Source organism: Pseudomonas sp. GW821-FHT10B02 (assembly GCF_059415665.1).
In genome coordinates, this window is sequence record NZ_JBWKNR010000014.1 from 112648 (window position 1) to 138306 (window position 25659).

Annotated in this window: 24 protein-coding genes; 19 read left to right on the forward strand and 5 right to left on the reverse strand. The window is 60.9% G+C overall.

The window, feature by feature from the left end:
* Positions 1–70 precede the first annotated feature (70 nt).
* Complete coding sequence (locus tag AC07OF_RS20820; protein WP_157193082.1) at positions 71–778, forward strand: YebC/PmpR family DNA-binding transcriptional regulator; 708 nt, start codon at positions 71–73, stop codon at positions 776–778.
* A 57-nt stretch (positions 779–835) separates the two neighbouring features.
* On the opposite strand, the gene AC07OF_RS20825 is transcribed toward AC07OF_RS20820, so the two are convergent.
* Positions 836–2128, reverse strand: coding sequence for a leucine-rich repeat-containing protein kinase family protein (locus tag AC07OF_RS20825; RefSeq protein WP_157193081.1), 1293 nt, complete (start codon positions 2126–2128; stop codon positions 836–838).
* 210 nt (positions 2129–2338) lie between these two features.
* Here AC07OF_RS20825 and AC07OF_RS20830 point away from each other — a divergent pair, with 210 nt between their 5' ends.
* Positions 2339–4228, forward strand: a complete 1890-nt coding sequence (locus AC07OF_RS20830; RefSeq protein ID WP_495073392.1) for a propionyl-CoA synthetase — start codon at positions 2339–2341, stop codon at positions 4226–4228.
* Between the two features lie 38 nt (positions 4229–4266).
* Here the strand turns inward: AC07OF_RS20830 and nadE are convergent, their stop codons facing one another.
* Genes nadE through AC07OF_RS20845 form a run of 3 tightly spaced genes read right to left on the reverse strand, consistent with a single transcriptional unit; the run spans position 4267 to position 6966 of the window.
* A complete protein-coding gene (gene nadE / locus AC07OF_RS20835; protein ID WP_157193079.1) occupies positions 4267–5106 on the reverse strand; it encodes an NAD(+) synthase in 840 nt (279 codons plus the stop codon).
* Positions 5103–6317, reverse strand: a complete 1215-nt coding sequence (gene pncB / locus AC07OF_RS20840; RefSeq protein WP_157193078.1) for a nicotinate phosphoribosyltransferase — start codon at positions 6315–6317, stop codon at positions 5103–5105. The genes nadE and pncB overlap by 4 nt, the downstream gene beginning before the upstream one ends.
* Position 6318: 1 nt before the next feature.
* Positions 6319–6966: a nicotinamidase gene (locus AC07OF_RS20845; protein WP_157193077.1), complete on the reverse strand. Its 648-nt coding sequence runs from the start codon at positions 6964–6966 to the stop codon at positions 6319–6321.
* Positions 6967–7177: 211 nt separating this feature from the next.
* Here AC07OF_RS20845 and AC07OF_RS20850 point away from each other — a divergent pair, with 211 nt between their 5' ends.
* The 3 genes from AC07OF_RS20850 to AC07OF_RS20860 are packed head-to-tail and all read left to right on the forward strand — an operon-like array spanning position 7178 to position 8964.
* Positions 7178–7747, forward strand: coding sequence for an adenylyltransferase/cytidyltransferase family protein (locus AC07OF_RS20850; protein WP_157193076.1), 570 nt, complete (start codon positions 7178–7180; stop codon positions 7745–7747).
* A gap of 1 nt (position 7748) precedes the next feature.
* Complete coding sequence (locus AC07OF_RS20855) at positions 7749–8462, forward strand: NUDIX hydrolase (RefSeq protein WP_157193075.1); 714 nt, start codon at positions 7749–7751, stop codon at positions 8460–8462.
* Positions 8463–8472: 10 nt separating this feature from the next.
* Positions 8473–8964 carry an NUDIX hydrolase gene (locus AC07OF_RS20860; RefSeq protein WP_157193074.1) on the forward strand — a complete coding sequence of 164 codons (492 nt, stop codon included), beginning with the start codon at positions 8473–8475 and terminating at the stop codon, positions 8962–8964.
* Between the two features lie 10 nt (positions 8965–8974).
* On the opposite strand, the gene zapE is transcribed toward AC07OF_RS20860, so the two are convergent.
* Entirely contained in the window at positions 8975–10072 is a 1098-nt protein-coding gene (gene zapE, locus AC07OF_RS20865; protein WP_408635332.1) for a cell division protein ZapE, read from the reverse strand.
* Positions 10073–10280: 208 nt separating this feature from the next.
* On the opposite strand from zapE, the gene AC07OF_RS20870 reads away from it, so the two are divergent.
* The 14 genes from AC07OF_RS20870 to ahpF all read left to right on the forward strand — a co-directional run bounded on the left by AC07OF_RS20870 (position 10281) and on the right by ahpF (position 25636).
* On the forward strand, positions 10281–10811 hold the full coding sequence (locus AC07OF_RS20870) for a Csu type fimbrial protein (protein ID WP_157193073.1): 531 nt from the start codon (positions 10281–10283) through the stop codon (positions 10809–10811).
* A 50-nt stretch (positions 10812–10861) separates the two neighbouring features.
* Positions 10862–11392, forward strand: a complete 531-nt coding sequence (locus AC07OF_RS20875; protein WP_157193072.1) for a Csu type fimbrial protein — start codon at positions 10862–10864, stop codon at positions 11390–11392.
* Positions 11393–11409: 17 nt separating this feature from the next.
* Positions 11410–11943: a Csu type fimbrial protein gene (locus AC07OF_RS20880; RefSeq protein WP_157193071.1), complete on the forward strand. Its 534-nt coding sequence runs from the start codon at positions 11410–11412 to the stop codon at positions 11941–11943.
* A gap of 27 nt (positions 11944–11970) precedes the next feature.
* A complete protein-coding gene (locus AC07OF_RS20885) occupies positions 11971–12450 on the forward strand; it encodes a Csu type fimbrial protein (protein ID WP_157194761.1) in 480 nt (159 codons plus the stop codon).
* A 41-nt stretch (positions 12451–12491) separates the two neighbouring features.
* Positions 12492–13283: a fimbrial biogenesis chaperone gene (locus AC07OF_RS20890; RefSeq protein WP_157193070.1), complete on the forward strand. Its 792-nt coding sequence runs from the start codon at positions 12492–12494 to the stop codon at positions 13281–13283.
* Positions 13284–13363: 80 nt separating this feature from the next.
* The gene (locus AC07OF_RS20895; RefSeq protein ID WP_495073410.1) at positions 13364–15697 is read left to right on the forward strand and encodes a fimbria/pilus outer membrane usher protein; all 2334 of its coding nucleotides are present in this window, start codon (positions 13364–13366) and stop codon (positions 15695–15697) included.
* A complete protein-coding gene (locus tag AC07OF_RS20900; protein ID WP_157193069.1) occupies positions 15694–16659 on the forward strand; it encodes a Csu type fimbrial protein in 966 nt (321 codons plus the stop codon). The genes AC07OF_RS20895 and AC07OF_RS20900 overlap by 4 nt, the downstream gene beginning before the upstream one ends.
* A 222-nt stretch (positions 16660–16881) precedes the next feature.
* Complete coding sequence (gene galU, locus AC07OF_RS20905; RefSeq protein WP_157193068.1) at positions 16882–17721, forward strand: UTP--glucose-1-phosphate uridylyltransferase GalU; 840 nt, start codon at positions 16882–16884, stop codon at positions 17719–17721.
* A gap of 95 nt (positions 17722–17816) precedes the next feature.
* Positions 17817–19175, forward strand: coding sequence for a glutathione-disulfide reductase (gorA, locus tag AC07OF_RS20910; protein ID WP_157193067.1), 1359 nt, complete (start codon positions 17817–17819; stop codon positions 19173–19175).
* A 195-nt stretch (positions 19176–19370) separates the two neighbouring features.
* The gene (locus tag AC07OF_RS20915) at positions 19371–19898 is read left to right on the forward strand and encodes a fimbrial protein (protein ID WP_157193066.1); all 528 of its coding nucleotides are present in this window, start codon (positions 19371–19373) and stop codon (positions 19896–19898) included.
* Between the two features lie 51 nt (positions 19899–19949).
* Positions 19950–20690 (forward strand): fimbrial biogenesis chaperone, encoded by a 741-nt coding sequence (locus tag AC07OF_RS20920; RefSeq protein ID WP_495073393.1) that lies wholly within the window; start codon positions 19950–19952, stop codon positions 20688–20690.
* Between the two features lie 20 nt (positions 20691–20710).
* Positions 20711–23254, forward strand: a complete 2544-nt coding sequence (locus AC07OF_RS20925) for a fimbria/pilus outer membrane usher protein (RefSeq protein WP_495073394.1) — start codon at positions 20711–20713, stop codon at positions 23252–23254.
* A 134-nt stretch (positions 23255–23388) separates the two neighbouring features.
* The gene (gene ahpC / locus AC07OF_RS20930) at positions 23389–23952 is read left to right on the forward strand and encodes an alkyl hydroperoxide reductase subunit C (protein ID WP_038612379.1); all 564 of its coding nucleotides are present in this window, start codon (positions 23389–23391) and stop codon (positions 23950–23952) included.
* 121 nt (positions 23953–24073) lie between these two features.
* Positions 24074–25636: an alkyl hydroperoxide reductase subunit F gene (ahpF, locus tag AC07OF_RS20935; RefSeq protein WP_191832485.1), complete on the forward strand. Its 1563-nt coding sequence runs from the start codon at positions 24074–24076 to the stop codon at positions 25634–25636.
* Positions 25637–25659: the final 23 nt, after the last annotated feature.

The following is a 25659-nucleotide window of genomic DNA, read 5'->3' on the forward strand; positions in this document are numbered from 1 at the left end:
GAGGACGTATAAACTGCACCCACTTTGCCGGTCGCTACCTGAACCGGCACCTGAAACAAAGAGAGTCGAGATGGGCGCACAGTGGAAAGCCAAGCATAGAGAAACAGCAGCCAACGCCAAAGGCAAGATCATGGGCAAGCTGTCCAAAGAGATCCAGATCGCCGCGAAGGCTGGCGCTGACCCGGACATGAACCCACGCCTGCGTTTGGCGGTCGAGCAGGCCAAAAAGGCCTCGATGACCCGCGAAACCCTGGAGCGGGCGATTCGCAAGGGTGCTGGGCTTGATGGCGACGCGGTGAACTACAATGCGGTGACCTACGAAGGTTTTGCCCCGCACCAGGTGCCGCTGATCGTCGAGTGCCTGACCGACAACGTCAACCGTACCGTGGCGCAAATCCGCGTACTGTTCCGCAAAGGCCAGCTGGGTGCTTCGGGCTCGGTGGCTTGGGACTTCAACCACGTTGGCCTGATTGAAGCCACACCGAGCTCGGCCGACGCCGACCCGGAAATGGCCGCCATCGAAGCCGGCGCCCAGGACTTCGCAGAAGGTGAAGAAGAGGGCTCGACCCTGTTCATCACCGACACCACCGACCTGGATGCCGTGCAGAAAGCCCTGCCTGCTCAAGGTTTCACCGTTGTTTCGGCGAAGATCGGTTACACCCCGAAGAACCCGGTCAGCGGCTTGAGCGATGAGCAGATGGCCGAAGTAGAAGCCTTCCTCACGGCCATCGATGACAATGATGACGTGCAGAATGTCTATGTAGGTCTGGCTGGCTGATATACAGCTTCAAGGCCCGCTCCCACAGGTCCTGTGGGAGCGGGCTTGCCCCGCGATTCAGACGCCGCGAAGGTGCTGACTGATCGCCGCAAACCCTGGTCGCCGCATGACCTCAGGCTGTACACATAGCTGCTGCACCTCGCGCAATGCTTGGCAATCCTCCTCGCAGCATCCAAGCAATTCCCCCAGCAGCACCCCGAATGCCAACACTTCGATCCGTTGCAGGGCTACCGCTGCAGTGCTGCCATCCTGCGGATAAAACGATGCCGCACCAAAATCGCCCAGCAGGCAGTCGCCCGCTTCATCACACAGAATGTTGTGCGCATACAGGTCGCCGTGAGTAATGCCATGCCCGTGCAAATGGGCAGCCACCGAGGCAATGGCACCTGCCAGTCGTCTGACCGATGACAGGCTCAGGCGCCGTTCAGCCGGGTAAGTGTCGCGGGTGCAAGAGGCCAGGCTCGGTGGCCCGGCCAGGTTGAACCAGCTCGGGTCGATCAGTTGCATCACCAGCGCAGGCAGTTGCTCGGGATGGTTGTCGATACGCCCGGCCAGACGCACCAGCTGCCGATGATCGCCAGCAGCGATGCAGGCGGCCATCTCGTTCAGGGGAGAGCCATCGCTGGTCATCTGGCCTTTGTACAATTTGACTGCCACCGGTTCATCCTGCTCCCGCCAGCGGGCCTGATGGATCACGCCGGAGGCACCCTGGCCCAGCACCTGGGCCAGGCGCACATGCTGCCAATCGATGCGCGGGCAATGCCCGGGATCTTCAGGCGTGCAGAACGGCGCCGGCAGCGGATTGCCGGCATAGGCCAGCCAGGCCAGGCGCGGCATCTGCAGCAACCAGTCCGGCAACGCCTGCAACTGGTTGGCGGCAATGCGCATCAGTTCAAGCTTCTGGCAGCGTGCGAGGCTGGTGGGCAGCGACTGTAAGCGGTTTCCGGCCAGCATGAGCTTTTGCAGGTCCGCGCAGTCACCCAGCGCCTCGGGCAAAGCGGTGAGGCAGTTGTCCGTCAATATCAATGCGCGCAGACGCCTGGGCAAGGCGTTGGGGCTGAGCTGTTCGATGCGGTTGCTCTTGAAGCCCACGATTTCCAGCGCAGGGCACCGGCCGACACCTTCAGGCACGTGGGTAAAGTGGTTGTCCGAGCAGAACAGCACCTTGAGCCGGTGCAGGCGCCCCAGGTCATCAGGCAGTTCGCTCAGGCGGTTGCCGCTCAGGTTGAGGACTTCCAGGCTGTCGGCCAGATCGAAGATTTCCCGTGGGAAGTGTTCAAGCTCGTCGCTCAGATCGAGCCGGGTAATACCTGCCAGTCGGCCTGTCTTGAGGTCGGTGAGGGTGTGCATGAGGAGAACGCGGGTCCGGTAAAAAAGCGGCCGCCATGATAGCGGAATCGGTCCGCAGCAGGTGACTTGGGTGCCAGTCATTCATCCCTGAGGACCGGGCATGCATTTGTGCACATCCGATAAGACTTAAGTCATATGGCAGCCTCGTCACGTGCGTCCATACTCGACATTCGCCCTTTTAAATAACAACAAGTTCAGGGTTCAGTATCGATGACTTATCAGCACAGTTACGCCCATTCCATCGCCGAACCTGCTGCGTTCTGGGCCGATCAGGCCGATGACCTGGCCTGGTACCGCAAGCCACTGCAGACCCTCAGTGAAAACGCCGATGGCACCCATCAGTGGTTTGCCGACGGTCGCCTCAACAGCTGCTACCTGGCCCTGGACCATCAGATCGAACAGGGCCGTGGTGAGCAAACCGCGCTGATTTATGACTCGCCAGTGACCGGCAGCCAGCAACAATTCACCTATGTGCAATTGCGCGACGAAGTGGCGCGCCTGGCCGGATTGTTGCGCGAACTTGGCGTGCAGAAGGGTGACGGGGTGATCATCTACATGCCCATGGTGCCCCAGGCAGCCATGGCCATGCTCGCCTGCGCCCGTATCGGTGCAGTGCATTCGGTGGTGTTCGGCGGTTTTGCCGCCAACGAGCTGGCGCTGCGGATCGACGATGCCCGCCCCAAGTTGTTGTTGACGGCCTCGTGCGGCCTGGAATTCGATCGGGTGATCGAATACAAGCCGCTGGTTGATCGCGCCCTGACGCTGGCCAAACATCAGCCGCAGCGGGTGCTGGTGCTACAACGGCCGCAAGCGCAGGCGACCCTGGTAGAGGGCCGCGATCTGGATTGGCACAGCGCTGTGGCCGTTGCCAGCCCGGTGCCACCGGTGGAGCTGGCGGCCGCCGACCCGCTGTACATCATGTACACCTCCGGCACCACCGGCAAACCCAAGGGCATCGTCCGCGAAAACGGCGGCAATGCCGTGGCCCTGGGCTTTGCCATGCGCCATATCTACGGCATGCAGGCCGGTGATGTGTGGTGGGGGATTTCCGATGTCGGCTGGGTGGTCGGTCACTCACTGATCGTCTACGGTCCGCTGATGAATGGCTGCACCACGGTGTTCTACGAGGGCAAGCCGATCCGCACCCCGGATGCTGGCGCTTACTGGCGAGTGGTCGAGCAGTACCGGGTCAATGGCCTGTTCTGCGCGCCAACCGCCATGCGCGCAATCCGCAAGGAGGATCCTGATGGCGAGCTGCTGCGCCGCTATGACCTGAGCTCACTGCGCCAGTTGTTCCTGGCGGGGGAGAAGCTCGACTCCAGCACCCATCAGTGGCTGGAATCGACCAGCGGCAAGACGGTCCATGACCACTGGTGGCAAACCGAGACCGGTTGGCCGGTCACCGCACCTTGCGTGGGGCTGGACGGCAGCGCGGCGCGGCCGGGGTCAAGCAACCGCGCAGTGCCGGGTTACCACGTGCGCGTACTGGACGACGACGGCCAGTTGCTCGGTGCCCACCAGCAGGGCGCCATCGTCATTGCCTTGCCATTGCCGCCAGGTTGCAGCCAGACGCTGTGGGGCGATCACCAGCGCTACCTGGACGCTTACCTCTCGGCCTATCCGGGTTACTACCACACCGGCGACGGCGGTTATCTGGACGACGATGGCTTTGTCTACATCATGGGACGTACCGACGACGTCATTAACGTCTCCGGGCATCGGCTGTCCACCGGTGAGATGGAAGACCTGGTCGCCCGTCATCCGGCGGTGGCGGAATGCGCGGTGATTGGTGTGCACGACGAGATCAAGGGCCAGGTGCCTTTGGCGTTGGTGGTGCTCAAGGACGGCCAGGGCATCAACGAGGCCGCCTTGCAGAGCGAACTGGTGGCGAGCGTGCGCGAGCAGATCGGCGCTCTGGCGTGCTTCAATCAGGTGCGGGTGGTCAAGCGCCTGCCCAAGACCCGTTCGGGCAAGATCCTGCGTGCGGTATTGCGCAAGATCGCCGATCAGCAGGCCTATACACCGCCCTCGACCCTGGACGATCCAGCAGTACTGGGGGAAATCGAAGCAGTGCTGGCCAGTTTCGCTCGCACCGGTTGAGCGGTGGGAGTACAGCCTGGCCACTGAAAGCGACTTCGTCAGGGAGCATAGGGCAGGGCGCGTTTGTGGGCGGTCTTCGCGTAAGCGCCAATGATGACCTTGGCGCTTTGCGCAGAAACCGGCCTGCCGAGCAGGAAGTTGTCGATTTCATCGTAAGTGCAGCCGTAGGCCAACTCGTCCGGCTTGCCTGGGTCGAGATCTTCGAGGTCGGCGGTCGGGGTTTTCACTACCAGGTCTGCAGGCGCTCCCAGTACCAACGCGATCTGGCGGACCTGTCCTTTGACCAGGCCAGCCAGCGGGGTCAGGTCGCAAGCGCCATCACCGAACTTGGTGAAGAAGCCCATCACCGCTTCAGCCGCGTGATCGGTACCCACCACCAGGCACCCTTTATCACCGGCAATAGCGTACTGGGCGATCATGCGTGCGCGCGCCTTGACGTTGCCTTTGACGAAGTCGATCGCGTGCTCATCAGCGGTGTGCTGGCCGCTCAACGCACCCATCATGGCATCGACGGACTGACCAATGTCGACAGTCAGGGTTTCATCGGGGTTGATGAAACGCAGTGCCTGTTGAGCGTCCTCTTCGTCACGCTGGACGTAGAAGGGCAGGCGCACTGCGTAGAACTTCGCCGAGTAGCCTTCGGCCCGTAACTGCTCAACCGCAATCTGGCAGAGCTTGCCCGCCGTGGTGGAGTCAACGCCGCCGCTGATACCCAGCACCAGGCCTTTGGTGTGCGTGGCCCGTACGCGTTCTTTGAGGAAGTCTATGCGGGTAGCGATTTCTTGCGCCGCATCTTTTGCCTCATCCGTCCACTGATTGACCTTGAGGTCGTGAGCGATGCGAGCAGCCGGGTTGTCAGATTGCAGATTAGTGCTCATTGCTGGCCCTCCTTGACGTTGAAAACCTGCTTCAGATACGACAGGTACTCCGGTGACTCACACTGCGACTTGCCCGGTGCATCGGAAATCTTGGCTACCGGCTGGCCCTGGCAGGTGACCATCTTCATCACGATACTCAGTGGCTTGACCCCTTCGACACCATTGGTGAGATCCGTGCCGATGCCGAACGAGACGTTGATGCGGCCACGGAAGTGACGCAGGATCTCCAGTGAACGATCGCCCAGGTTCAGGCCATCGCTGAAGATCAGGGTTTTGCTGCGCGGATCGATGCGCAGTGACTCGTAGTGAGCAATCATGCGATCCCCCCATGCCAGCGGGTTACCCGAATCGTGGCGGCAGCCATCGAACAGCTTCGCGTAGTAAGCGTCGAAGTCAGCCAAAAAGGCGTCCTGGTTGATCACATCCGTCAGGCACACGCCGACATCACCGCGATATTCCTTGACCCAGCCATCGAGTGCGGCCTTCTGGCTGTCGATCAGGCGGGGGCCGAGTTGCTGGTGAGCCTGGTACCACTCGTGGGCGTTGGTGCCGATGGCCTTGATGTCCAGTTCGCGGGCCAGGTGTACGTTGCTGGTACCGACAAACACACCCGGGAAGTCACGCATCATCGTTTTAACGACTTCCTCCTGAGACTTGAAGGAGATCCTGCGCCGGGTGCCGAAGTCGGCCACTTTGAAATCAGCCAGCTCATCGGCGCTGGCGTTGGCCTTCAACCAGTCGAACTTCCTGTACAGGCTTTCACGCACCTGCTCCAGAGACAGGTCGGGGTAAACGTGGCGGTTGCGGATCTCGCTGACGATGGCAAGGATCTTGATCTCGAATGGCGAGATACCGACCCAGGGGCCGCGCGCGCGGATTTCCAGCTGGCCGTTGGCCTTGCCGACCTTCACGAACCGGGGCTTGAGGCGGAAGTCTTCCAGGTAGTCCACATAGTCATGCTTCATGAACGGGATGGCGCGCAGGTGGCGCAGCATGTCCTGGGTGCTGTGCAGTTCCTGAAGCTGTTCGATGGCCTCACGGATCTCACCGATGTAAGGCGTCAGGTCTTCATTCGAGCGTACGCGCAAAGCCCATTCCGAGTCAGCTGCAGGGTACGAGTGATAGATAGCCTGGCCCATCGTCAGCTTGTAGAAATCGTCGTCGGTGGGTGAGCGGACGATTGGCTTGTTGTAGTCGAAGACACTTTCCATGTTACTTCCCCTCACTTACGAATTGGCTCAATTGTTCTTCAGTGTTCACCAGCACCGCGCCGGCATTTTTCATCGCCAGCAGTGCCTGTTCGGCATCCTCCTGACTGATCGCTCGGCAGGCGGGCAGGTACAACGCCACTTCAAAAACTGCGGCGAGCAATTGCAGCACAGTCATTTTCACGCAGTACTCAAGGGCAAGCCCGCCGACCAGTACTTTCCTGATGCCCCTGGCGCGCAACACTTCGATAACGCCGGTGGTCATCGCATCGTCGTGATAGACCGCGCCATAAGGGTGCAAGTCGAGCTCCAGGCCCTTGTAGACCATGTAACCGTATTCAGTGACTTTCGGCAGGCCGGGGAGAAGCTCGAAACCCGGTGTGCCAACGACGCAGTGTGGAACCCAGGTTTTGTCTGCGTGGGCAAGCCCTGTCGGGGCACCCATCTCGGCGTGAGAGCTGACAACCCATTTGGCATTGGGGCTGTGCGCATCCTTGCTGCCCACTCGAAAGCCGGCGAGCGAAGCCATGAAATTCAGTGCCGGTACGATTTCATCGCCGCCGGGCACCGGGAGTTCATCTGGGCAAAGCGGGCTGAACCCGCACTGTGCATCAACGTCAAAGCTAGCAATTTCGGATTGGGGGAAGTTCATCTCAGTGCCTCCGCTGTCGTCTTGAGCACATAATGCGTGACGCGTATTAAGTAGTCAACATGAATTGTTGAAATAGGTGAAGGTGGATCATGCAGTGCCATTTTATAAGGTGCTGCTTGAGTGCTTATCGCCCTAGGGATGCCGCAGTTTTTTCGATGATATATTTGACTACATAATACGTGATACGTACTATGTGCGAAAGGAGGGCGGCATGAACAAAGCAAAACTGGCGGTATATGGCGGGGCGTTCAATCCTCCACATGCAGGGCACGCCCAGGTGATGGCTGCACTGCTGCCTCAAGCGGAGTTGGTGCTGGTGGTGCCTTCGTTCTGCCACCCGTTTGGAAAGCAAATGGTGGATTTCGACTTGCGCGTGCAGTGGCTGGAAAAAATCGTCGGTGTTTTCAACGAGCCGCGCCTGGTTGTCGATGATTGCGAGCGTGAACTTTTCCGGCGCAAGTCGCCGATTTTCAGCATTGACCTGCTCAGGTTCATTGCCGATCGCTTCGGCCTGGACAAAAAAGACGTTGCCCTGGTGATGGGTGAAGACAACCTGAAGGTGCTTCACACGTTTCATGGCTACCAGGCGATCATGGACGAGTTTTCGGTCGTCACCATGCCGGAGACCATCAACGTCCACAGCACGATGATCCGTGATGCCCTCAAGGCCGGTGGCGACATCCCTTCAAGCTGGATAGCGCCAGGCCTGCGGATGACGGACTACCGGGTTTTCGCCGATACTGGGCGGATGTCGTCAGATCAATCGTTGAAGAGTGCGTAAAGTGAGTGAAGAACGAAGAGGGGCCATCCAGTCGGTCGATGTCGGGATCCTTCGATTCAATCGCGAGCTTGGCCGTGCGGAAATTCTCCTGCACAAGCGCCAAAACCCGGACGAACCTTATTTCGGTCAGTGGGCTTTGCCTGGCCTGGTCATCAACGGGGACACCCAGGATCAAAGCCTGGAAGCGGCAATCGATCGCCTGCTGCTTTCACCCAAGGTCGGTTTTAGCGTTAGCCATTGCGAGCAGGTGGTAACAGTCGGTAATGCCGTACGTGATCCCAGGGGCTGGGCCACGACCACCGTTTACATGGCCATGGTCGACGACTCGGTGGAGGTTGAAGGCGACAAGCAGTGGGTAGACCTGGTTGCTGTCAGCGAGAAGAAGTTCTTGCTGGCGTTCGACCACAACGATCTGGTCGCCAGAATCAGGGGGCGTCTCGCGGGTAAATTCCGCTACACCAGCATCGGTTTCTCCATGCTGCCGATGAAGTTCACCATGACTGATGTGATCACCTTGTTCTCGGTGGTCAGGGGCGCCAATCCGGCCAAGGGCAAGACCAGCATCGTCCAGCGGGTCAAGAAAATGATCGAAGCGCAGCTCATCGCGTTGACTGACGAAACCGTCCAGCTCGCCATGGGCCGACCACAATACCTTTACCTCAAGCTCAAACCGGAAGTGATTTTCGAGTTTGACCGGGCACTGTCAGATGACTAAGGCGTAAATCATGAACGCACCAGAGCAGGCTTTTCAGATCTTGCTGCAGACCCCGTTCTTCAACGTAATCAAGCGCGGTAAGTACTTTATCGTGACGGAAGAGCATGAGGTCAACGCTGCTGTAATCCTGGCTAGGAATACCGAGGGCCAGTACCTGATGGTCCAGCACTACCGGGGTGCCATCGACCAGGATTCCCTGGAGCTGCCGCGCGGTGGCCGCAAGCCGAACGAAACCCTGCTGGAGACCGCCAGGCGCGAGCTGCTGGAGGAGACCGGGTATGAAGCTGAGTCCTGGGCGTTTCTTGGCAAGGTGCACACCAACACCTCACTGATCCGCAGCTCGGTCGAAGTGTACCTGGCCGTTGATGCGGTGCAGGTGACAACGCAAACGGATGGCGAGACCAAGGGTACCCTGGTGTATTCCGAGGAAGAGATGAAAGGCCTGATCCGCGCCGGCAAGATCACCGACGCCCACACGTTGTCAGCCTGGGCAATGCGCTAGTGTCATATCCTCAGCCGATCTGGCGCAGTTGACCCAGACGGCTGCGAGTCCGGGCCAGGTCGCTGGCCATGCCTTGCAGGCTCTCGTCGAGCGGCGCTGCGCCGATCAGCACCAGGTGCTTGTCCTGGTCATAGAGCACATCCACCAGGTTGATGAAGCGCTGTTGTTCGGCGATCGAACACTGCTCCAGGCACGGCAGGCCGTCGAGGATCCAGTGATCGAAACGCCGGGCCAGTTCCAGGTAGTCGATGACGGCCGTGGGCTGTGCGCAGAGCTGGGCAAAATCAAATCCCACCGTGTCTTGCCGGATGAGCCGCGCCTGCAGCTCGCGCTTGCCCACCTGCAGGGGTATCGAGACCTCACCCAGCGAAGGCAGTCGCAACGCCTGACGTTGTTGCGGGCTGCCAGGGCAGAGGTAGTGGCCTTGAGTAAAACGCTGCTGACTGGCGGCGTTGGGCAGGCTGCGGTAATCCTGCTCGCCATCGACCTGCAGCACCTGCATCTGGCTGTTGATCAGGCTAATGACCGGCTTGAAGCGCTGGTGGTAGAGCGGGTTGGGCAACAGCCCCTCAGGCGCGTAGTTGGACGTCACCAGGACAAAAATGCGCCGGGCAAACAAGGCCTGGAACAACCGGGTGATCAGCATCGCGTCGCCGATGTCGTGGACATGGAATTCATCGAAGCACAACACCTGGCAGGCCTCGAGCATTTGGTCCAGGGTACAGGCCAGGGCATCGTCCTGATGGCGGTGTTCGAACATGCCTTGATGCAGGTGGGCGAAAAAATCGTGAAAGTGCAAGCGGCGCTTGTGCGTGTGGGGCAAGGCCTGGAAAAAACCATCGAGCAGCCAGCTTTTGCCGCGGCCGACCGCTCCATGCAGGTACAGGCTGCGGGCCTGGCCGCTGTCCAGGCGGGCGGCTTGGGTTGCCATGTGTTCGATAACCTGCAACTGGCCGAGACTCAGGGTGTAGCCCTGGGCGGCGGCCTTGTTGCGAAAATACTGACGAACGCTGTCGGCACAGTCGGTTTCGTCGCCCGCCACAGCCCCCAGGCGTCGGCGCAGGGCACGCAGCGGCGAACGTATCCAGGAGGTTGGCAGGGCAGGCAATCTGGGCTCCTTGAGGTTAGTGCGGCTCAAGGACCGGCTTGAGCGAGCGCGGCTAATCTAACCAATATGTTCCAGGGCTGCCAGCATTCCCGACCGGGCTAGCCTGGCGAAAAATCCTGTACCGGACTTGTACGTTTTCTCGCCAGCTGGCAGCTTTTTTCTCGGCTGCTACCCTCAAGTTCAGATTAATCCTGCATTCAAGGACGTGATGGTGAAGGGATGCTCTCTGGCGGTGATGCTCGGGCTGGTCGTGGCTGACAGTGCGCTCGCCGCCCAATTCATGGTTGAGGTGAAAGTGGAGGTGCAGCGCGGCTGCATGCTTATCCACCAGACCCGCGAAGCCGGTGCCCAGGCACTGGGTGCCCTCGAGTTCGGCAGCACGGCCCGGCTGGACTCGCCCTCCGGCCCCATGACCGCCCAGTTACTGAGCCAGCGCCCGCCGCGGCTTGAGTGCAACCCTGACACCAGCTACCAGGTCCAGGTCGACGCCGGTCAACACGGCGGCGTGGGCGAAGTACGCTACCTGACCAACGCCCAACCTTCGGCCCGGCCGATCCCGTATCGCCTGTATCAGGATCCGGCTTGGCGCGTGCCGCTGCCGGTCAACGTGATACAGCATGCGCGAGTGCCCGCCAGCGGTTCGCTGGAGCTTCCGTTGTATGCCCGCATCGACAGTCTTGCCCAGGTGCCAGCGGTGGGACGTTATTCGGATTTGCTCAAGGTGACCGTCACCTGGTGAAGGCCACTGTGTCGCCTGCTCAAGAGGTGCCTGCTAAAGGAACTGGCAGCATGAAAAAAGCCCTGTTGTTGAGTATCGGCCCGTTGTTACTGGTGAGCCCTGACGCCTTCGCCGGTGTGAGCGGGCATATCCAGGCGCGACTGGTGATCAGTGCCGCCTGTCAGATCAGTGGCGACCCCGGCAGCAGCATCGATGCCTCCGGAGCCGGTGTGCTGGACTTTGGCAGCCAAGGCCCGAGCTGGACCAACCCGCTGCATTCGCGCCTGGATGAAGTGGGTGAAGCGGGCAGCCTGCAGGTGCGCTGCAACCCTTCGGTACGGGCCTTTAGCGTCAGTATCAATGGCGGCGCCAATGGCGATGGGGCCAATCGCCGTCTGCGCAATGGCCGCGAGCTGATTCCCTATCAGCTGTCGGCCGACCTCTCGGGTGCGGCCCGCTATGGCATTGGCCAGCAGCGCAATTTCGCCATCAACAGTGCCGCGCAGATCCCCATACCCATCTACGGCGCGGTACTCGCCCATCCCAAGGCACTGCCGGCCGGCATCTATCGCGACACCCTGATGGTGACCCTGGACTGGTAACACGCAAGGAGTGACTCATGCAGCCTTACATTTCTCGATTGCTCTTCGCCGGCGTCGGCCTCGCGCTGTGTACGCAAGCCCAGGCGGCGAGCGTAACCGGGCAGATCAATGCCACCCTGACGTTGACGGCCAGCTGTCAGGTCAACGGTGCCAGCGGCAGCAGTGGTGTGAATTTCGGTGCACTGGATTTTGGCACCCAGGAAGCGTTGTTCACCCAGGCGCCGGGCCAGGTGCTGGGCGGTGGTGGCGGGGCGATGAGTATCCTCTGTTCCAGCGGTACGGTGCCGGTGGTGAAAATCGGCACCGGCGCGCACGACGCTCAGTCTGCCGGCGGCAACCGGGCGCTGGCCGATGGTGCTGGCAACTTCGTGCCTTACGACTTCTATACCGATGCAGGGCATACCCAGCCGTTGGCGATCAACGGCACGATCACGCTACCGACCAGCACGGGCGTCGCGCAGACGGTCAACCTCTATGGCCTGGCCAAGGGCAAGGCCGGCCTGCCGGCCGGGGTCTACACCGACACGGTGAACGTCGAGTTGAGTTTCTGAGGCGTGTTGCGTCCGTTGCACGGGCTAATGATGGTGCTGGTGTGGACCGTTCCTGCGCCGTTGACAGCGCAAGTCAGCAGCAGCTTCCAGGTCAGTGCCCAGGTGGTGGCGGGATGCCTGGTGGTTGGTGGGGGGAGTAACTACGGCAGCCTCGACTTCGGCAGCTATTCGGCGCTTTCCAGCGGCCCTGTGAGCACCGCGTTCACCGGCACCAGCGTGACCCTGCAATGTACGCCGGGGGTGGCCCTGAGCATGAGCATCGGTGGCGGACAGAACAACAGCAGTGGCACCCGCAATCTCAAACGCAGCACGGGCCCGCAGTTGCTGGCCTATCAATTGTTTCGTGACGCCGGCTTCAGCCAGAGCCTGGGTATCGACCAGAGCGTCGCAGTGACCTACAGCGACCCCAATGCGATCAAGTTGCCGGTGTACGCCCGGGCGCAGTTGAGCGGCAACCTGCCGGCTGGCAGCTACACCGATGTGGTGCAAGTGGTGCTGACCTGGTGAGAGGACTTGCCGGGTGTATTCGACAACCAAGGAGACTGCGGATGAGGGTAAGCGCTGGCAATTCGCGCGGGGTAATCAAAGGGCTGGGCTTGATGCTGGCGGTGCTGTCGGGCGCACCCTTGCAGGCGGCTACCTCGGTGCTGATCTGGCCGATTGATCCGGTGCTTGAGGCTGACCAGAAAGCTGCCGCGCTGTGGCTGGAAAACCGCGGCACAGCAGCGGCCAGCCTGCAGGTGCGAGTATTCGCCTGGCGCCAGGGCGACTATGACGATCAGTACCAGGCCCAGCGCGAGATTATCGGCAGCCCACCGGTGGCGACTATCGCCCCAGGGCAAAAGCAGTTGATCCGTCTGACCCGCACCAGTGCCTCCCCGGCGGGCCAGGAGCAAGCCTACCGGATCATTATCGATGAGATCCCGCCGGCCTTGCCGGACGCCACTCACATTGACAAGCCGCAGGCTGCGATCCGCTTTCAGATGCGCTACTCGGTACCGTTGTTCGTCTACGGCCAGGGCCTGTGGGGCAAGCCGGACACCAGCGGCCAGCGCGACCCGAACAGTGTCGGCAAGCCGGCGCTGAGCTGGCGCGAGGTCTCGGTGCAGGGCCGACCTTATGTGGAGATTCGCAACACCGGGCCTGTGCATGCGCGCCTGACCGATGTGGTGCTGCAACAGGGGGGGCAACACCGTCCGCTGGTCGAAGGCCTGCTTGGCTACGTATTGCCTGGCGCCAGCATGCGCTGGCCGGTGCCGCAACCGATGACAGCGGCCACGGTGCTCAAGGGCCGGGTCAACGGTCAGGAACCGGCACAGACCCTGAGCCAGGGGCAATAAGCGCTCAGTGATACTGCGGGAACAGGGGCCAGGGAGGACCCGGTAATGGTTGGATACCGTGTGTGAGTATTTCACCGGCCATGACCCGCTCGCGGGTGCTGGCGGCCTGTGCGCTGCTGGTGCTGGGCTGTGGCCCACTGCTTGGCGCCGAGTTGCCACCGCCACCGCCCAGCCTGCAAGCGGTTGGCGATGCGCAGTTGTACCTGGAGCTGGTGGTCAATCAGATGAGCAGCCCTGAACTGGTGGCGGTGCAGCAACGCGCCGGGCGCCTGTACATGGCCACGGCGGACCTGCAGGCGGCGGGTATCCAGGTACCAGGGCTGAGCGGCGCTGAAGTGGTCCTGGACACGATCAGCGGTCTGCACGCCGACTACGACAGTCAGGGCCAGCGCCTGCTCCTGCAAGTGCCCGCTACCTGGTTGCCGACCCAGGCCATCGGTAACCGTCAGTTGTACCCGGCCAGCGATGCGCGCAGCAGCTTTGGGGCATTGCTGAACTATGACCTGTATCTGAACGACAGCGACGACGGCGGCACCTACCTTGCCGCCTGGAACGAGCTGCGCCTGTTTGACAGCTGGGGCACCTTATCGACCACCGGGCAGTGGCGTCAGGCCTTGGGCGGCAACGAGTTCGATGACAGCCAGCGCGGCTTTCGACGCTACGACACCACCTGGCGCTATAGCGACGAAGCGCGCCTGCTGACCCTGGAAGTGGGCGACGTGCTCAGTGGTGCCTTGCCCTGGACCAGTTCGGTGCGCCTGGGCGGCGTGCAGGTCTCGCGGGATTTTGCCGTGCGCCCGGACCTGGTCACCTATCCCTTGCCGGCGTTTGCCGGTGAGGCGGCGGTCCCCTCATCGCTGGATCTGTTCATCAACGGCTACAAAAGCTCCAGTGCCGAGTTGCAGCCTGGGCCCTACACCCTGACCAACATCCCCTTTATCAATGGCGCCGGTGAAGCGGTGGTGGTGACCACCGATGCCCTGGGGCGCCAGGTGTCCACCACCTTGCCGTTCTACGTCACCAGCAGTTTGCTGCAAAAGGGCCTGAGCGATTTCTCGGTTGCCGCCGGCAGTCTGCGTCGCGACTACGCCTTGCGTGATTTTGCCTACGGCCCGGGCGTGGCCGCCGCCAGCCTGCGTTACGGTGTGAGTGAGCGCTTCACCCTGGAAAGTCACGTCGAAGCCGCTGAGTCACTGACGCTGGGCGGTGTGGGTGGCAACTGGCAGGTCGGTAATTGGGGTGTGCTCAATGCGGCGCTGAGCCAGAGCAGCTTTGACAGCCGCAGCGGCCAGCAATGGAGTCTGGGTTATCAGTACAACAGCCCGCGTCTGGGCTTCAATTATCAGCGCTTGCAACGACGCGGCGATTACGCCGACCTGTCACTGGTCGACAGCCCTTACACGCGCCTGAGCCAGCGCAGTGAGCAAGTCACCCTGAGCCTGAACCTGGAGCGCTACGGCAGCCTGGGGGCTGGCTACTTCGATGTGCGTGCCGGTGACCACAGCCGCACCCGCCTGCTCAACCTGAGCTGGAGCAAGCCCTTGTGGGGCAACAGCAGCCTGTACCTGTCGGCCAACCGCGAGATAGGTGACAGCCAATGGGCTGTTCAGGCGCAATGGGTGATCCCGTTCGACATGAGCGGCACCTTGAGCCTGAGCCTCGAACGCAACAACAACGGCGAAAACCTGCAGCGGGTCAACTACAGTCGTGCAGTGCCGGCGGGCGGCGGCGTGGGCTACAACCTCGGCTATGCCGAGGGTGACCGCGAGGCCTATCGTCAGGCCGACCTGACCTGGCGCCTGCAGTCAGTGCAGTTGCAGGCTGGCGCCTATGGCACGGATGGCGACACCACGCGCTGGGCGGATGCCAGCGGTTCGCTGGTTTGGATGGATGCCGGGATGTTTGCCGCCAATCGCATTGACGACGCTTTCGTTGTGGTCAGTACCGATGGTTTTGCCGATGTCCCGGTGCGTTACGAGAACCAGTTGGTCGGCCGCACCGATCGCAACGGGCATTTGCTGGTGCCCTGGAGCAGCGGTTACTACCGGGGGAAATACGAGATCGACCCGATGGAGCTGCCCAGCACCGTGCAAGTGCCGCAAGTCGAGCAGCGCCTGGCGGTGCGCCGCGGCACGGGGTATCTGCTGGAGTTTCCGATGCAGCGGGTGGTAGCGGCCAGTATCCACCTGGTCGACGGCGCGCAGCGCGATCTGCCGCTGGGCAGCCAGGTGCGGCTTGAACAGAGTGGCGCTCGCACCGTTGTTGGCTGGGACGGGCTGGTCTATCTGGAAGGGCTGGCCGAACACAACAGCCTGGAGGTCGAACGCAGCGATGGTGGCAGATGTCGTGTGCAGTTCAGTGTCGAGGGCGATCAGCCGCAGGTGCCGCTGATCGGGCCGCTGGTGTGCCAATGAAGCGTCCGCTGGCGGTCCTGGCGCTGCTGCTCACCGCTCAGGTGCAGGCTCAGTGCGCGGTGGTGGCGACCACCCCGGCGAGTTTTGGCTCGCTCAACTCGACGCAGGTGCGCAATGTGGTGCAGTCCGCCTCCACCAGCAACGCCGGCCTGCAGTGCACCGGCTCGCTGTTGAGCCTGTTGGCCAGCGACGACCATTTTTATGCCACTTTCACCCCGGTCGGCGGTACCAGCGGGCTGGTCGGGCCCACGGGTGATGTGATCGCTTACACCTTGTATGCCAACAACACCACCAGCTTTGCCATTAACCGCAACCAACGCTACGACTTTGCCCGCAATGGCATCATCGATGCGCTCGGGTTGCTCAACGGCACTTCACCCAAGAGTGTGCCGATCTACCTGAAAAGCCTGATCGGCAGCAATGTCGCGGCCGGCCTGTATCAGGAGTCGTTCGTGGTGGAGTGGGACATCAATTACTGCTATGGCATCGGCCTGCTTGGCGCATGCCTCGGTCGTCAGATCTTGAAGCAATCGACCAGTCTGACCATCAATCTGACGGTGACCAACGATTGCCAGATCACCACGCCGGCCATCAGCTTTGGCAGTGCCCCGGTGATCAGTGGCTTTACCGCAGTCAATCAGAGCATCAACCTGTCCTGCACCAAGGGCAGCAGCTACACGGTAGGCCTGGATGACGGCCAGAATGCGGCAGGTGGGCGGCGGCGGATGAAGTCCAGTGCCAATAACTACCTGGCCTATGACATTTTCAAAAGCGCCGGTACGCAGCGCTGGGGCATGCTCTCCAGCGCCCGGCGTGCCAGCAGTGACGCCGACATCAATCCGGGGGCGGGTACCGGAACCGGTAGTCAGGTTTTCAACTACAACGCCAAGGTTTACTCCGATCAGGCCACACCGCCGGCTGGCACCTACCTGGACAGTGTGATTCTTGATGTGCAGTTCTGACGCTGAAGTCAGGTTCTGCCAGGTGGATTTTCTTCGGTTGCCAAGCCCCAAGCGCATGCCGGTGGTCATTGTCTGGTGCAATATTTACGAATTGCGGGAACTATCTACACTAGGATTTCTCTATCATGGCACCATTCGACAGGTGGCAGGGCATTGTAAGGTGACCGCCGCCTGATTAGACTGCGCCGAATTTAGTACGCATAGCCCTTGTTAAGGATGTATATGATCAAGAAATGCTTGTTCCCGGCAGCCGGTTACGGCACTCGCTTCCTGCCTGCTACCAAAGCCATGCCCAAGGAAATGCTGCCGGTGGTGAACAAGCCACTGATCCAGTACGGCGTTGAAGAAGCGTTGGAAGCTGGGCTGAATGAGGTTTCCATTGTCACCGGTCGTGGCAAGCGCGCCCTGGAAGACCACTTCGACATCAGCTACGAGCTGGAAAACCAGATCAAGGGCACCGACAAGGAAAAATACCTGGTCGGTATCCGCCGACTGCTCGACGAGTGCTCGTTCTCCTACACCCGTCAGACTGAAATGAAAGGCCTGGGTCACGCGATCCTTACCGGTCGTCCGCTGATCGGCGATGAGCCGTTCGCCGTGGTGCTGGCGGATGACCTGTGCGTCAACCTCGAAGGCGACGGCGTGCTCAAGCAGATGGTCAAGCTGTACAAACAGTACCGCTGCACCATTGTTGCGATCATGGAAGTCGACCCGCAGGAAACCAGCAAGTATGGTGTGATCGCTGGTGACCTGATCGGTGACGACCTGTACCGTGTACGCAACATGGTCGAGAAGCCAAAACCTGAAGATGCCCCGTCGAACCTGGCGATCATCGGCCGCTACATCATGACCCCGGACATCTTCAAGCTGATCGAAGAAACCGAGCCGGGCAAGGGCGGTGAAATCCAGATCACCGACGCCCTGATGAAGCAGGCCCAGGATGGCTGCGTTATTGCCTACAAGTTCAAGGGCAAGCGTTTCGACTGCGGTGGCGCCGAAGGTTACATCGAAGCGACCAACTTCTGCTTCGAGAACTTCTACAAGACCGGCAAGGCTTACTAAGTCTTCGGTGTTGTATGAAAAAGCCACCTTCGGGTGGCTTTTTTGTTTCCGACTTGTCAGTCGGGGTATGCTGACGGCCTGGCAAGGAGACTGAAATGGCCTACGATTTTGATCTGTTCGTGATTGGTGCCGGGTCTGGCGGTGTGCGCGCTGCGCGTTTTGCCGCAGGCTTTGGTGCAAAAGTGGCGGTTGCCGAAAGCCGTTACCTGGGTGGTACCTGTGTCAACGTCGGCTGTGTGCCAAAAAAACTGCTGGTCTACGGCGCGCATTTCGCCGACGACTTCGAGCAGGCCGCAGGCTTTGGCTGGTCGCTGGAAGATGCCCAGTTCGACTGGGGCCAGCTGATCGCCAACAAGAACCGCGAGATCGCGCGGCTTAACGGCATCTACCGCAACCTGTTGGTCAACAGCGGTGTGACCCTGCTCGAAGGCCACGCCAGGCTGACCGGTGCCCATGAAGTGGAAGTCGACGGCCAGCGCTACAGCGCCGAGCATATTCTGATCGCCACCGGTGGCTGGCCGCAGATTCCGGACATCCCGGGCAAGGAACTGGCGATCAGCTCCAACGAGGCCTTCTTCCTCAAAGACCTGCCCAAGCGTGTGCTGGTGGTCGGCGGCGGTTATATCGCCGTGGAATTTGCCGGCATCTTCCAGGGGCTGGGAGCGAAAACCTCGCTGCTGTACCGCGGCGAGCTGTTCCTGCGCGGCTTCGACGGCGGGGTGCGCACGCACCTTAAGGAAGAGCTGGAAAAACGCGGTATGGATCTGCAGTTCAACAGTGATATCCAGCGTATCGAGCGTCAGGACGACGGCAGCCTCAAGGCTACCCTCAAGGATGGCCGCGAGCTGGTGGCCGACTGCGTGTTCTACGCCACCGGCCGGCGACCGATGCTCGACAACCTGGGCCTGGAAAATACCGGCGTGGAGCTCGATCCGCGCGGTTTCATCCGCGTCGATGACCTGTATCAGACCACCGAGCCGTCGATCCTGGCCATTGGTGATGTGATCGGCCGTGTGCAACTGACGCCGGTGGCCCTGGCCGAAGGCATGGCCGTGGTTCGACGTCTGTTCAAGCCCGAACAATATCGCCCGGTGGACTACCAGAACATTCCGACGGCGGTGTTCAGCCAGCCGCCCATCGGCACCGTGGGCCTGACCGAAGAGCAGGCACTGGAACAGGGTTACAAGGTGCAGATATTCGAAAGCCGCTTCCGGCCGATGAAGCTGACCTTGACCGAAGTCCAGGAAAAGACCCTGATGAAACTGGTGGTCGATGCCGACACCGACCGCGTGTTGGGTTGCCATATGGTCGGCCCGGATGCCGGCGAAATCATCCAGGGCCTTGGCATTGCGCTGAAGGCCGGGGCGACCAAGCAGCAGTTCGACGAAACCATCGGTGTGCATCCAACGGCTGCCGAAGAGTTCGTGACCCTGCGTACGCCGGTTTCGCGTTAAGCCACGACCCTGCGCGGTTGCCGCGCAGGGTCGGTGTTTTTTTCCTACCTGAGCTGTAACGAAAGCTGGCACTCCGATTGACCGTAGCTGACATTCTCCGATAGCGACATTGTAGATACTGACTGGGTATTGCGTAGCAGCGCACAGTCAGGTCAGGGCCTGATTGTCCCAATCATTTCCCACAAGAATGTCACTATGAAACCTTCAAAAAAGCATCTTCTTGCACTGGGTTGCAGCCTTCTTCTGAGTACGGGACTGGCGCAAGCCAACGGTCAGATGAGTTTCAGCGGTAGCGTTCTGGCGAGCACCTGCCAGGTCAATGGTGGCCAGAACAACGTGGCGGTTCCGCTGCCGCCGGTGCAGGCACGCCTTCTGGCCAATCCCGGCCAGTTCGCTGGCAACACGCCGTTCGCCTTGAGGTTGACCAACTGTTCGCCTGGCCTGACCCGCGTTTCCACCTATTTTGAACCCGGTCCTACCGTCAATCCCCAAGGGCGATTGATTGTTGATGCAGGTGGAAGCGCTAATGTCGAAGTTCAACTGCGCAACTCAACCAATATACCGATGAACCTGGCGGGTGCCCAAGGCAGCCAGAACTCCCAGATTGTTGGCATCAGCAACGGCCAAGCGGTGCTCAACTACTCGGCTGAATATTACTCGTTGGGTAACACCACCCCAGGGGCCGTGAACACCCGAGTGCAGTACACCATTATCTACCCTTGATATCTCAGGCAGCTCTTTCTGGGCTGCCTTCCCTTGATCCAGGAAACCTCCATGAAAAGTCTCTGCCTGCCGTTCTGGCGCGGGTGGTTGCTGGCTGCCTGTCTGTTCAGTGCAACGGTCAATGCCAATGTGGTCATTGCCACGACCCGGGTGATCTACCCCGCTGATGAAGCGGAAGTCACGGTAAGCCTGAGCAACAGTGGGCAGCATCCCTCACTGGTGCAAGTCTGGATCGATGAAGGTCGAGCGGACGTACCGGTGGAGCAACTACAAGTGCCTTTCAGCTTGACACCGGCGCTGTTTCGTCTTGAACCGGGCAAGGGCCAGGTGCTGCGTCTGTTCCAGACACAGCATGATTTTGCTCAAGACCGTGAAAGCCTGTACTGGCTGAATGTGCTGGACATTCCCCCCAAAGGCCAGGGCAATGCCTTGCAGTTGGCTGTGCGCTCACGAATCAAGCTGCTGTACCGCCCTCATAAGCTTGCGGGCAATGCCCGGCAGGCGCCGCAAACATTGACCTGGCGATTGCTCAAGCGTGACAACGCCTGGATGCTCGAGGCGCTCAACCCCAGCCGTTTTTACGTCAACCTCGCTGAACTGTCCGTGCACTTGAACGGACGGGAGTATGAGGCAAGCAGCAGCCATATCGCCCCCTTGTCGACTGGGCTGTTTGCACTGCCGGGCCTGGACCGGGCCGAGGGGCCAAGCGCCACCGTGCACTTTGCCAGCGTCAACGACTATGGCGCGGTGCTGCCTGCACAGCAGCCTGCCGAGATTGTGCACAGGTACTGAGCGCGCTGGAGTCGACGTCAATGAATACTTCTTCTACCGGCCCGCAGCGGCTGCCGGTGCGGGTTCTGCTGTGCGTTGTATCAGCGCTGGCCGGATGTGAAGCTCAGGCAACAGCATTGGAATTCGATGCCAGGTTCTTGCAGGGAGAAAGCGGCCCTGCTGCCGATGTCAGCCGTTTTCAGCAAGCAGATTCGGTACCTGAAGGCAATCAGGTGCTGGACGTAATGATCAATGACAACTGGGGTGGACGCTGGTCGGTGCCGTTGCGTCGGCAGGCTGACGACCTGCAGCCCAGTCCCTGTTACACCAACACCTTGCTCCAGGACCTGGCCGTAGATCAGAAGCAGCTTGCGGTCTCTGTACGCGAACAATTGCCGCGCGCCGAGAGTTGCCTGCCGTTGTCGGCGCTGGGGCTTGATGCGAGCGAACACCTCGAGTTTTCCCAGTTGCGGCTAAACCTGCAGATCGCCCAGCAATCGCTGTTGCACACACCGCGCGATTATCTGCCCCCGGAGCAATGGGACAGTGGCATAAGCGCGGCCTTCATCGATTATCGCCTCAATCTTTTCAGTCAACAGAACCGCACTGATAACCAGCGCTGGAACCAGTCATTTCTGGGGCTGCGCAGTGGTGTCAACACCGGCGCCTGGTACTGGCGCCACGAAGGCAATCTGCAGGCCGGAGAAGGCATCGAGCAGCGCTATCAACCCGTGGCCACTTACCTGCAGCGCGATGTTCCGGCGTGGCAGGCGCAATTGACCCTGGGTGAGGCCTACAGCCGTGGCGAAGTGTTCGACAGCATCGCCTACCTGGGCCTGGGGCTTGGCAGTGACGAACGCATGTTGCCGGCTTCGCAGCGCGGTTTTGCGCCAACCGTCAATGGTGTTGCCTACAGTACGGCATTGCTGACCATACGCCAGCGCGGGGTGGTGATACATGAGTCGACCGTGCAACCCGGGCCGTTCGAAATCAGCGACCTGTATGCCAACGGTTTCAGCGATGATCTGCATGTGACCCTCAGGGAGGCCGATGGTAACCAGCGAACATTCATCGTGCCTTATCAGGCGGCACCCCTGGCTCTGCGCCCAGGGGCCAGTCGTTTTGATTTCAGCGTCGGGCGCTGGCGCGATGGCTTGGGCGGCAGCGGGCCGGAACATGTGCAGGGCAGCTGGCAGCAGGGCGTGAGCAACCGGTTCAGTGTCCATGCCGGCCTGCTTGGCGCCGATGGCTACCAGTCGGGGGCGCTGGGGGCAACCCTGAACAGTCGTCTGGGCGCCGTGGCGTTGACCCTGCTGCACTCACGTACAGACCAGGCCTGGCAGAGGCAGTCCGACGGTCAGGCGCTGCGCCTGAGCTGGCGCCAGGTGATGGCCGCGTCGATGACCGATCTGAGCGCCAATCTGACCAGCAGTAGCCTGGACTACTACGGTTTCAACGACGTTGCCCGTCTGCAGCGCGACAACGGGCGCAACCTGCACGATCAGGCCTCTGCGCGCCTGCGCGCGAGCCTTGCCGTCAGCCAGGGATTGGGGGGGCAGGGTGGCCGCCTGAGGCTGCAGGCCACACGTACACAAAACTGGCGGCAAGCGGGGAGCGATTTGAGTTACTCGCTCGGCTACTTCAATCACTATGGTTCGCTGGGTTATGGCCTTACGGCCAGTCGCGAGCAGTACTCATCGGCGGGGCAGCGCAATCATTTCGGCCTGAGCTTGAGCTTGCCGCTCGGTGAAGCCCGGCGCAGTTCGTTGAGCAGCAGCCTGAACAGCGATGGCCAGGGCCAGCGCACGACCAACACCCGGCTCAGTACCACGGCAGGTGAGTACAGCGAATGGAGCTACGGCCTGGGCGTTGCCACCGGGCATGATCAGCAACAAAACACTGTCGGTCTGGACGCCAATCTACTCTACAGCGGCCCGGTCGCGGAGTTCAGTGGCGCGTTAACCCAGCACAGCGATTATCGTCAGGCCTCCCTGGGCGTTCGTGGTGCGCTGGTCGGCCATGCTGGAGGAGTGACAGCTGCGCAGTCACTTGGCGAGAGCTTTGCCATTGTGCACGCGCCGGGGGCAGCGCACGCGCGGCTCAAACAGGCGCCGCAGGTACGCCTTGATACTCGCGGTTATGCCGTCCTGCCGCAATTGACACCCTATAGTCTCAACACCGTAGAACTGGACCCCAAAGGCACGTCGCAGGATGTCGAACTGCAGATCAGCAGCCAGCAAGTGGTGCCGCGCGCCGGTGCTGCGCCGTTGCTGTATTACCCCACCCGTAGCGGGCGCAGCGCTGTGATCGACGCACGCTTGGCTGACGGTGGCGCCTTGCCGTTCGCTGCCCAGGTGCTGGATGAGTCTGGCGATGAACTGGGAATGGTCGGGCAGGGTAGCCGCCTGCATGTGCGGGGCGTCAATGAGCAGGGGCGCTTGCAGGTACGTTGGGGCGAAAGTGTGCAGCAACAGTGCTTCCTGACCTACCAGCTGGCCGGTGCCCAGCCGACTGACGCTGCACCGGTGCGCTTGTCGGCGACCTGCGAGCACGCCGCTGATGATCGGTCGCGGTCACTGTTATGAAGGTTCAACCTATCTGCTGCGCGGCTTATAGCCAAAACCAATCAGCAACATGAGCTTTGCCAATGAGCATTGAGCGAATGTATTAGCTACGATTCTCCCATCAGATTTTTCAACCCCCTGAAGGAGAGTCACTCATGCCTATCATCAACAGCCAGGTAAAACCGTTCAAAGCCACTGCTTACCACCAGGGCAAGTTCGTCGAAGTGTCTGAAGCCGACCTCAAGGGCAAATGGTCCGTCGTATTCTTCTACCCGGCCGACTTCACCTTCGTCTGCCCGACCGAGCTGGGCGACCTGGCCGACAACTACGCCGAGTTCAAGGATCTGGGTGTAGAAATCTACGGCGTGTCGACCGACACCCACTTCACCCACAAAGCCTGGCACGACACCTCGGACACCATCGGCAAGATCCAGTACCCGCTGATCGGTGACCCGACTCACGTGATCTCGCGCAACTTCGACGTGCTGATCGAAGAAGCCGGTATCGCTGACCGTGGCACCTTCGTGATCAACCCTGAAGGCCAGATCAAGATCGTTGAACTGAACGACGGCGGTGTTGGCCGTGACGCCAGCGAACTGCTGCGCAAGATCAAGGCTGCCCAGTACGTTGCTGCCCACCCAGGCGAAGTCTGCCCGGCCAAGTGGAAAGAAGGCGAAGCCACTCTGGCGCCATCGCTGGACCTGGTCGGCAAGATCTAAGACCGTGAGCCAGCCGAGGGCGGTGGTCTACCGCACCTGACGTTGTCACCGCCCCGCAAAACGCCCGGGCGCTTTCGCCCGGGCGTTGTTATTTCTACCGTTTGAAAAAGGAATCGCCCGTATGTTGGACGCCACGCTTAAAACTCAGTTGAAAGCCTACCTGGAGCGGGTCACTCAGCCGATCGAGATCGTTGCTTCCCTCGACGACGGCGCGAAGTCCCGCGAATTACGCGACCTGCTGGTGGAAATTGCCAGCCTGTCCAGCCTGATTACCTTGCGTGAGGACGGCAGCGACGTGCGTCGTCCCTCGTTCTCGCTCAACCGCCCGGGGGGCGACATCAGCCTGCGCTTTGCCGGCATCCCCATGGGCCACGAATTCACCTCGCTGGTGCTCGCCCTGCTGCAGGTCGGCGGTCATCCATCCAAGGCCAGCTTGGAGATGGTCGAGCAGATCAGCGCCCTTAAAGGTGAGTTCAGCTTTGAAACCTACTTCTCGCTGTCGTGCCAGAACTGCCCGGATGTAGTCCAGGCGCTGAACCTGATGGCGGTGCTCAACCCCAATATCCGCCATGTCGCCATCGACGGCGCGCTGTTCCAGGCCGAAGTGGAATCGCGCAAAGTCATGGCCGTGCCGAGTGTCTACCTCAACGGCGAAGTGTTTGGCCAGGGCCGCATGGGGCTGGAAGAGATCCTCGCCAAGCTCGATACCAGTGCCGGTGAACGCCAGGCCGAGAAAATCAACGCCAAGGGCGCCTTTGACGTACTGGTGGTGGGCGGTGGCCCGGCGGGTGCGGCAGCGGCGATCTACGCTGCGCGTAAAGGCATCCGTACCGGCGTGGCGGCAGAACGTTTCGGCGGTCAGGTGCTCGACACCATGGCTATCGAAAACTTCATCTCGGTACAGGAAACCGAAGGCCCGAAACTGGCCATGGCCCTGGAAGAACACGTCAAACAGTACGACGTCGACATCATGAACCTGCAGCGCGGCGAAGCGCTGATTCCGGCCACCGATGGCGGCCTGCACGAAGTGCGCCTGGCCAGTGGCGCTTCGCTCAAGGCCAAGACCGTGATCCTGGCCACCGGTGCGCGCTGGCGTGAAATGAACGTGCCGGGCGAGAAGGAATACCGCAGCCGTGGCGTGGCCTACTGCCCGCACTGCGATGGCCCGCTGTTCAAAGGCAAGCGTGTGGCGGTGATCGGTGGCGGCAACTCGGGCGTGGAAGCGGCTATTGACCTGGCCGGTATCGTTGCCCAGGTGACGCTGATCGAGTTCGACAGCCAGTTGCGTGCTGATGCCGTATTGCAGCGCAAACTGCACAGTCTGCCGAACGTGAAAGTGATCACCAGTGCACTGACTACCGAAGTGCTGGGTGATGGCGAGAAGGTCAATGGCCTGCGCTACAAGGATCGCAACAGTGACGAACTGCATGACATCGCGCTGGAAGGGATCTTCGTGCAGATCGGCCTGCTGCCCAACACCGACTGGCTCAAAGGCACGCTCGAGCTGTCGCCGCGTGGTGAGATCATTGTCGATGCCCGTGGCCAGACCAACCTGCCAGGCGTGTTTGCCGCAGGCGACGTGACCACCGTGCCGTACAAGCAGATCGTGATTGCGGTAGGCGAGGGGGCCAAGGCGTCACTGGCAGCCTTTGATCACCTGATCCGGACTTCGGCACCAGCCTGATACGTCAAATCGCGGGGCAAGCC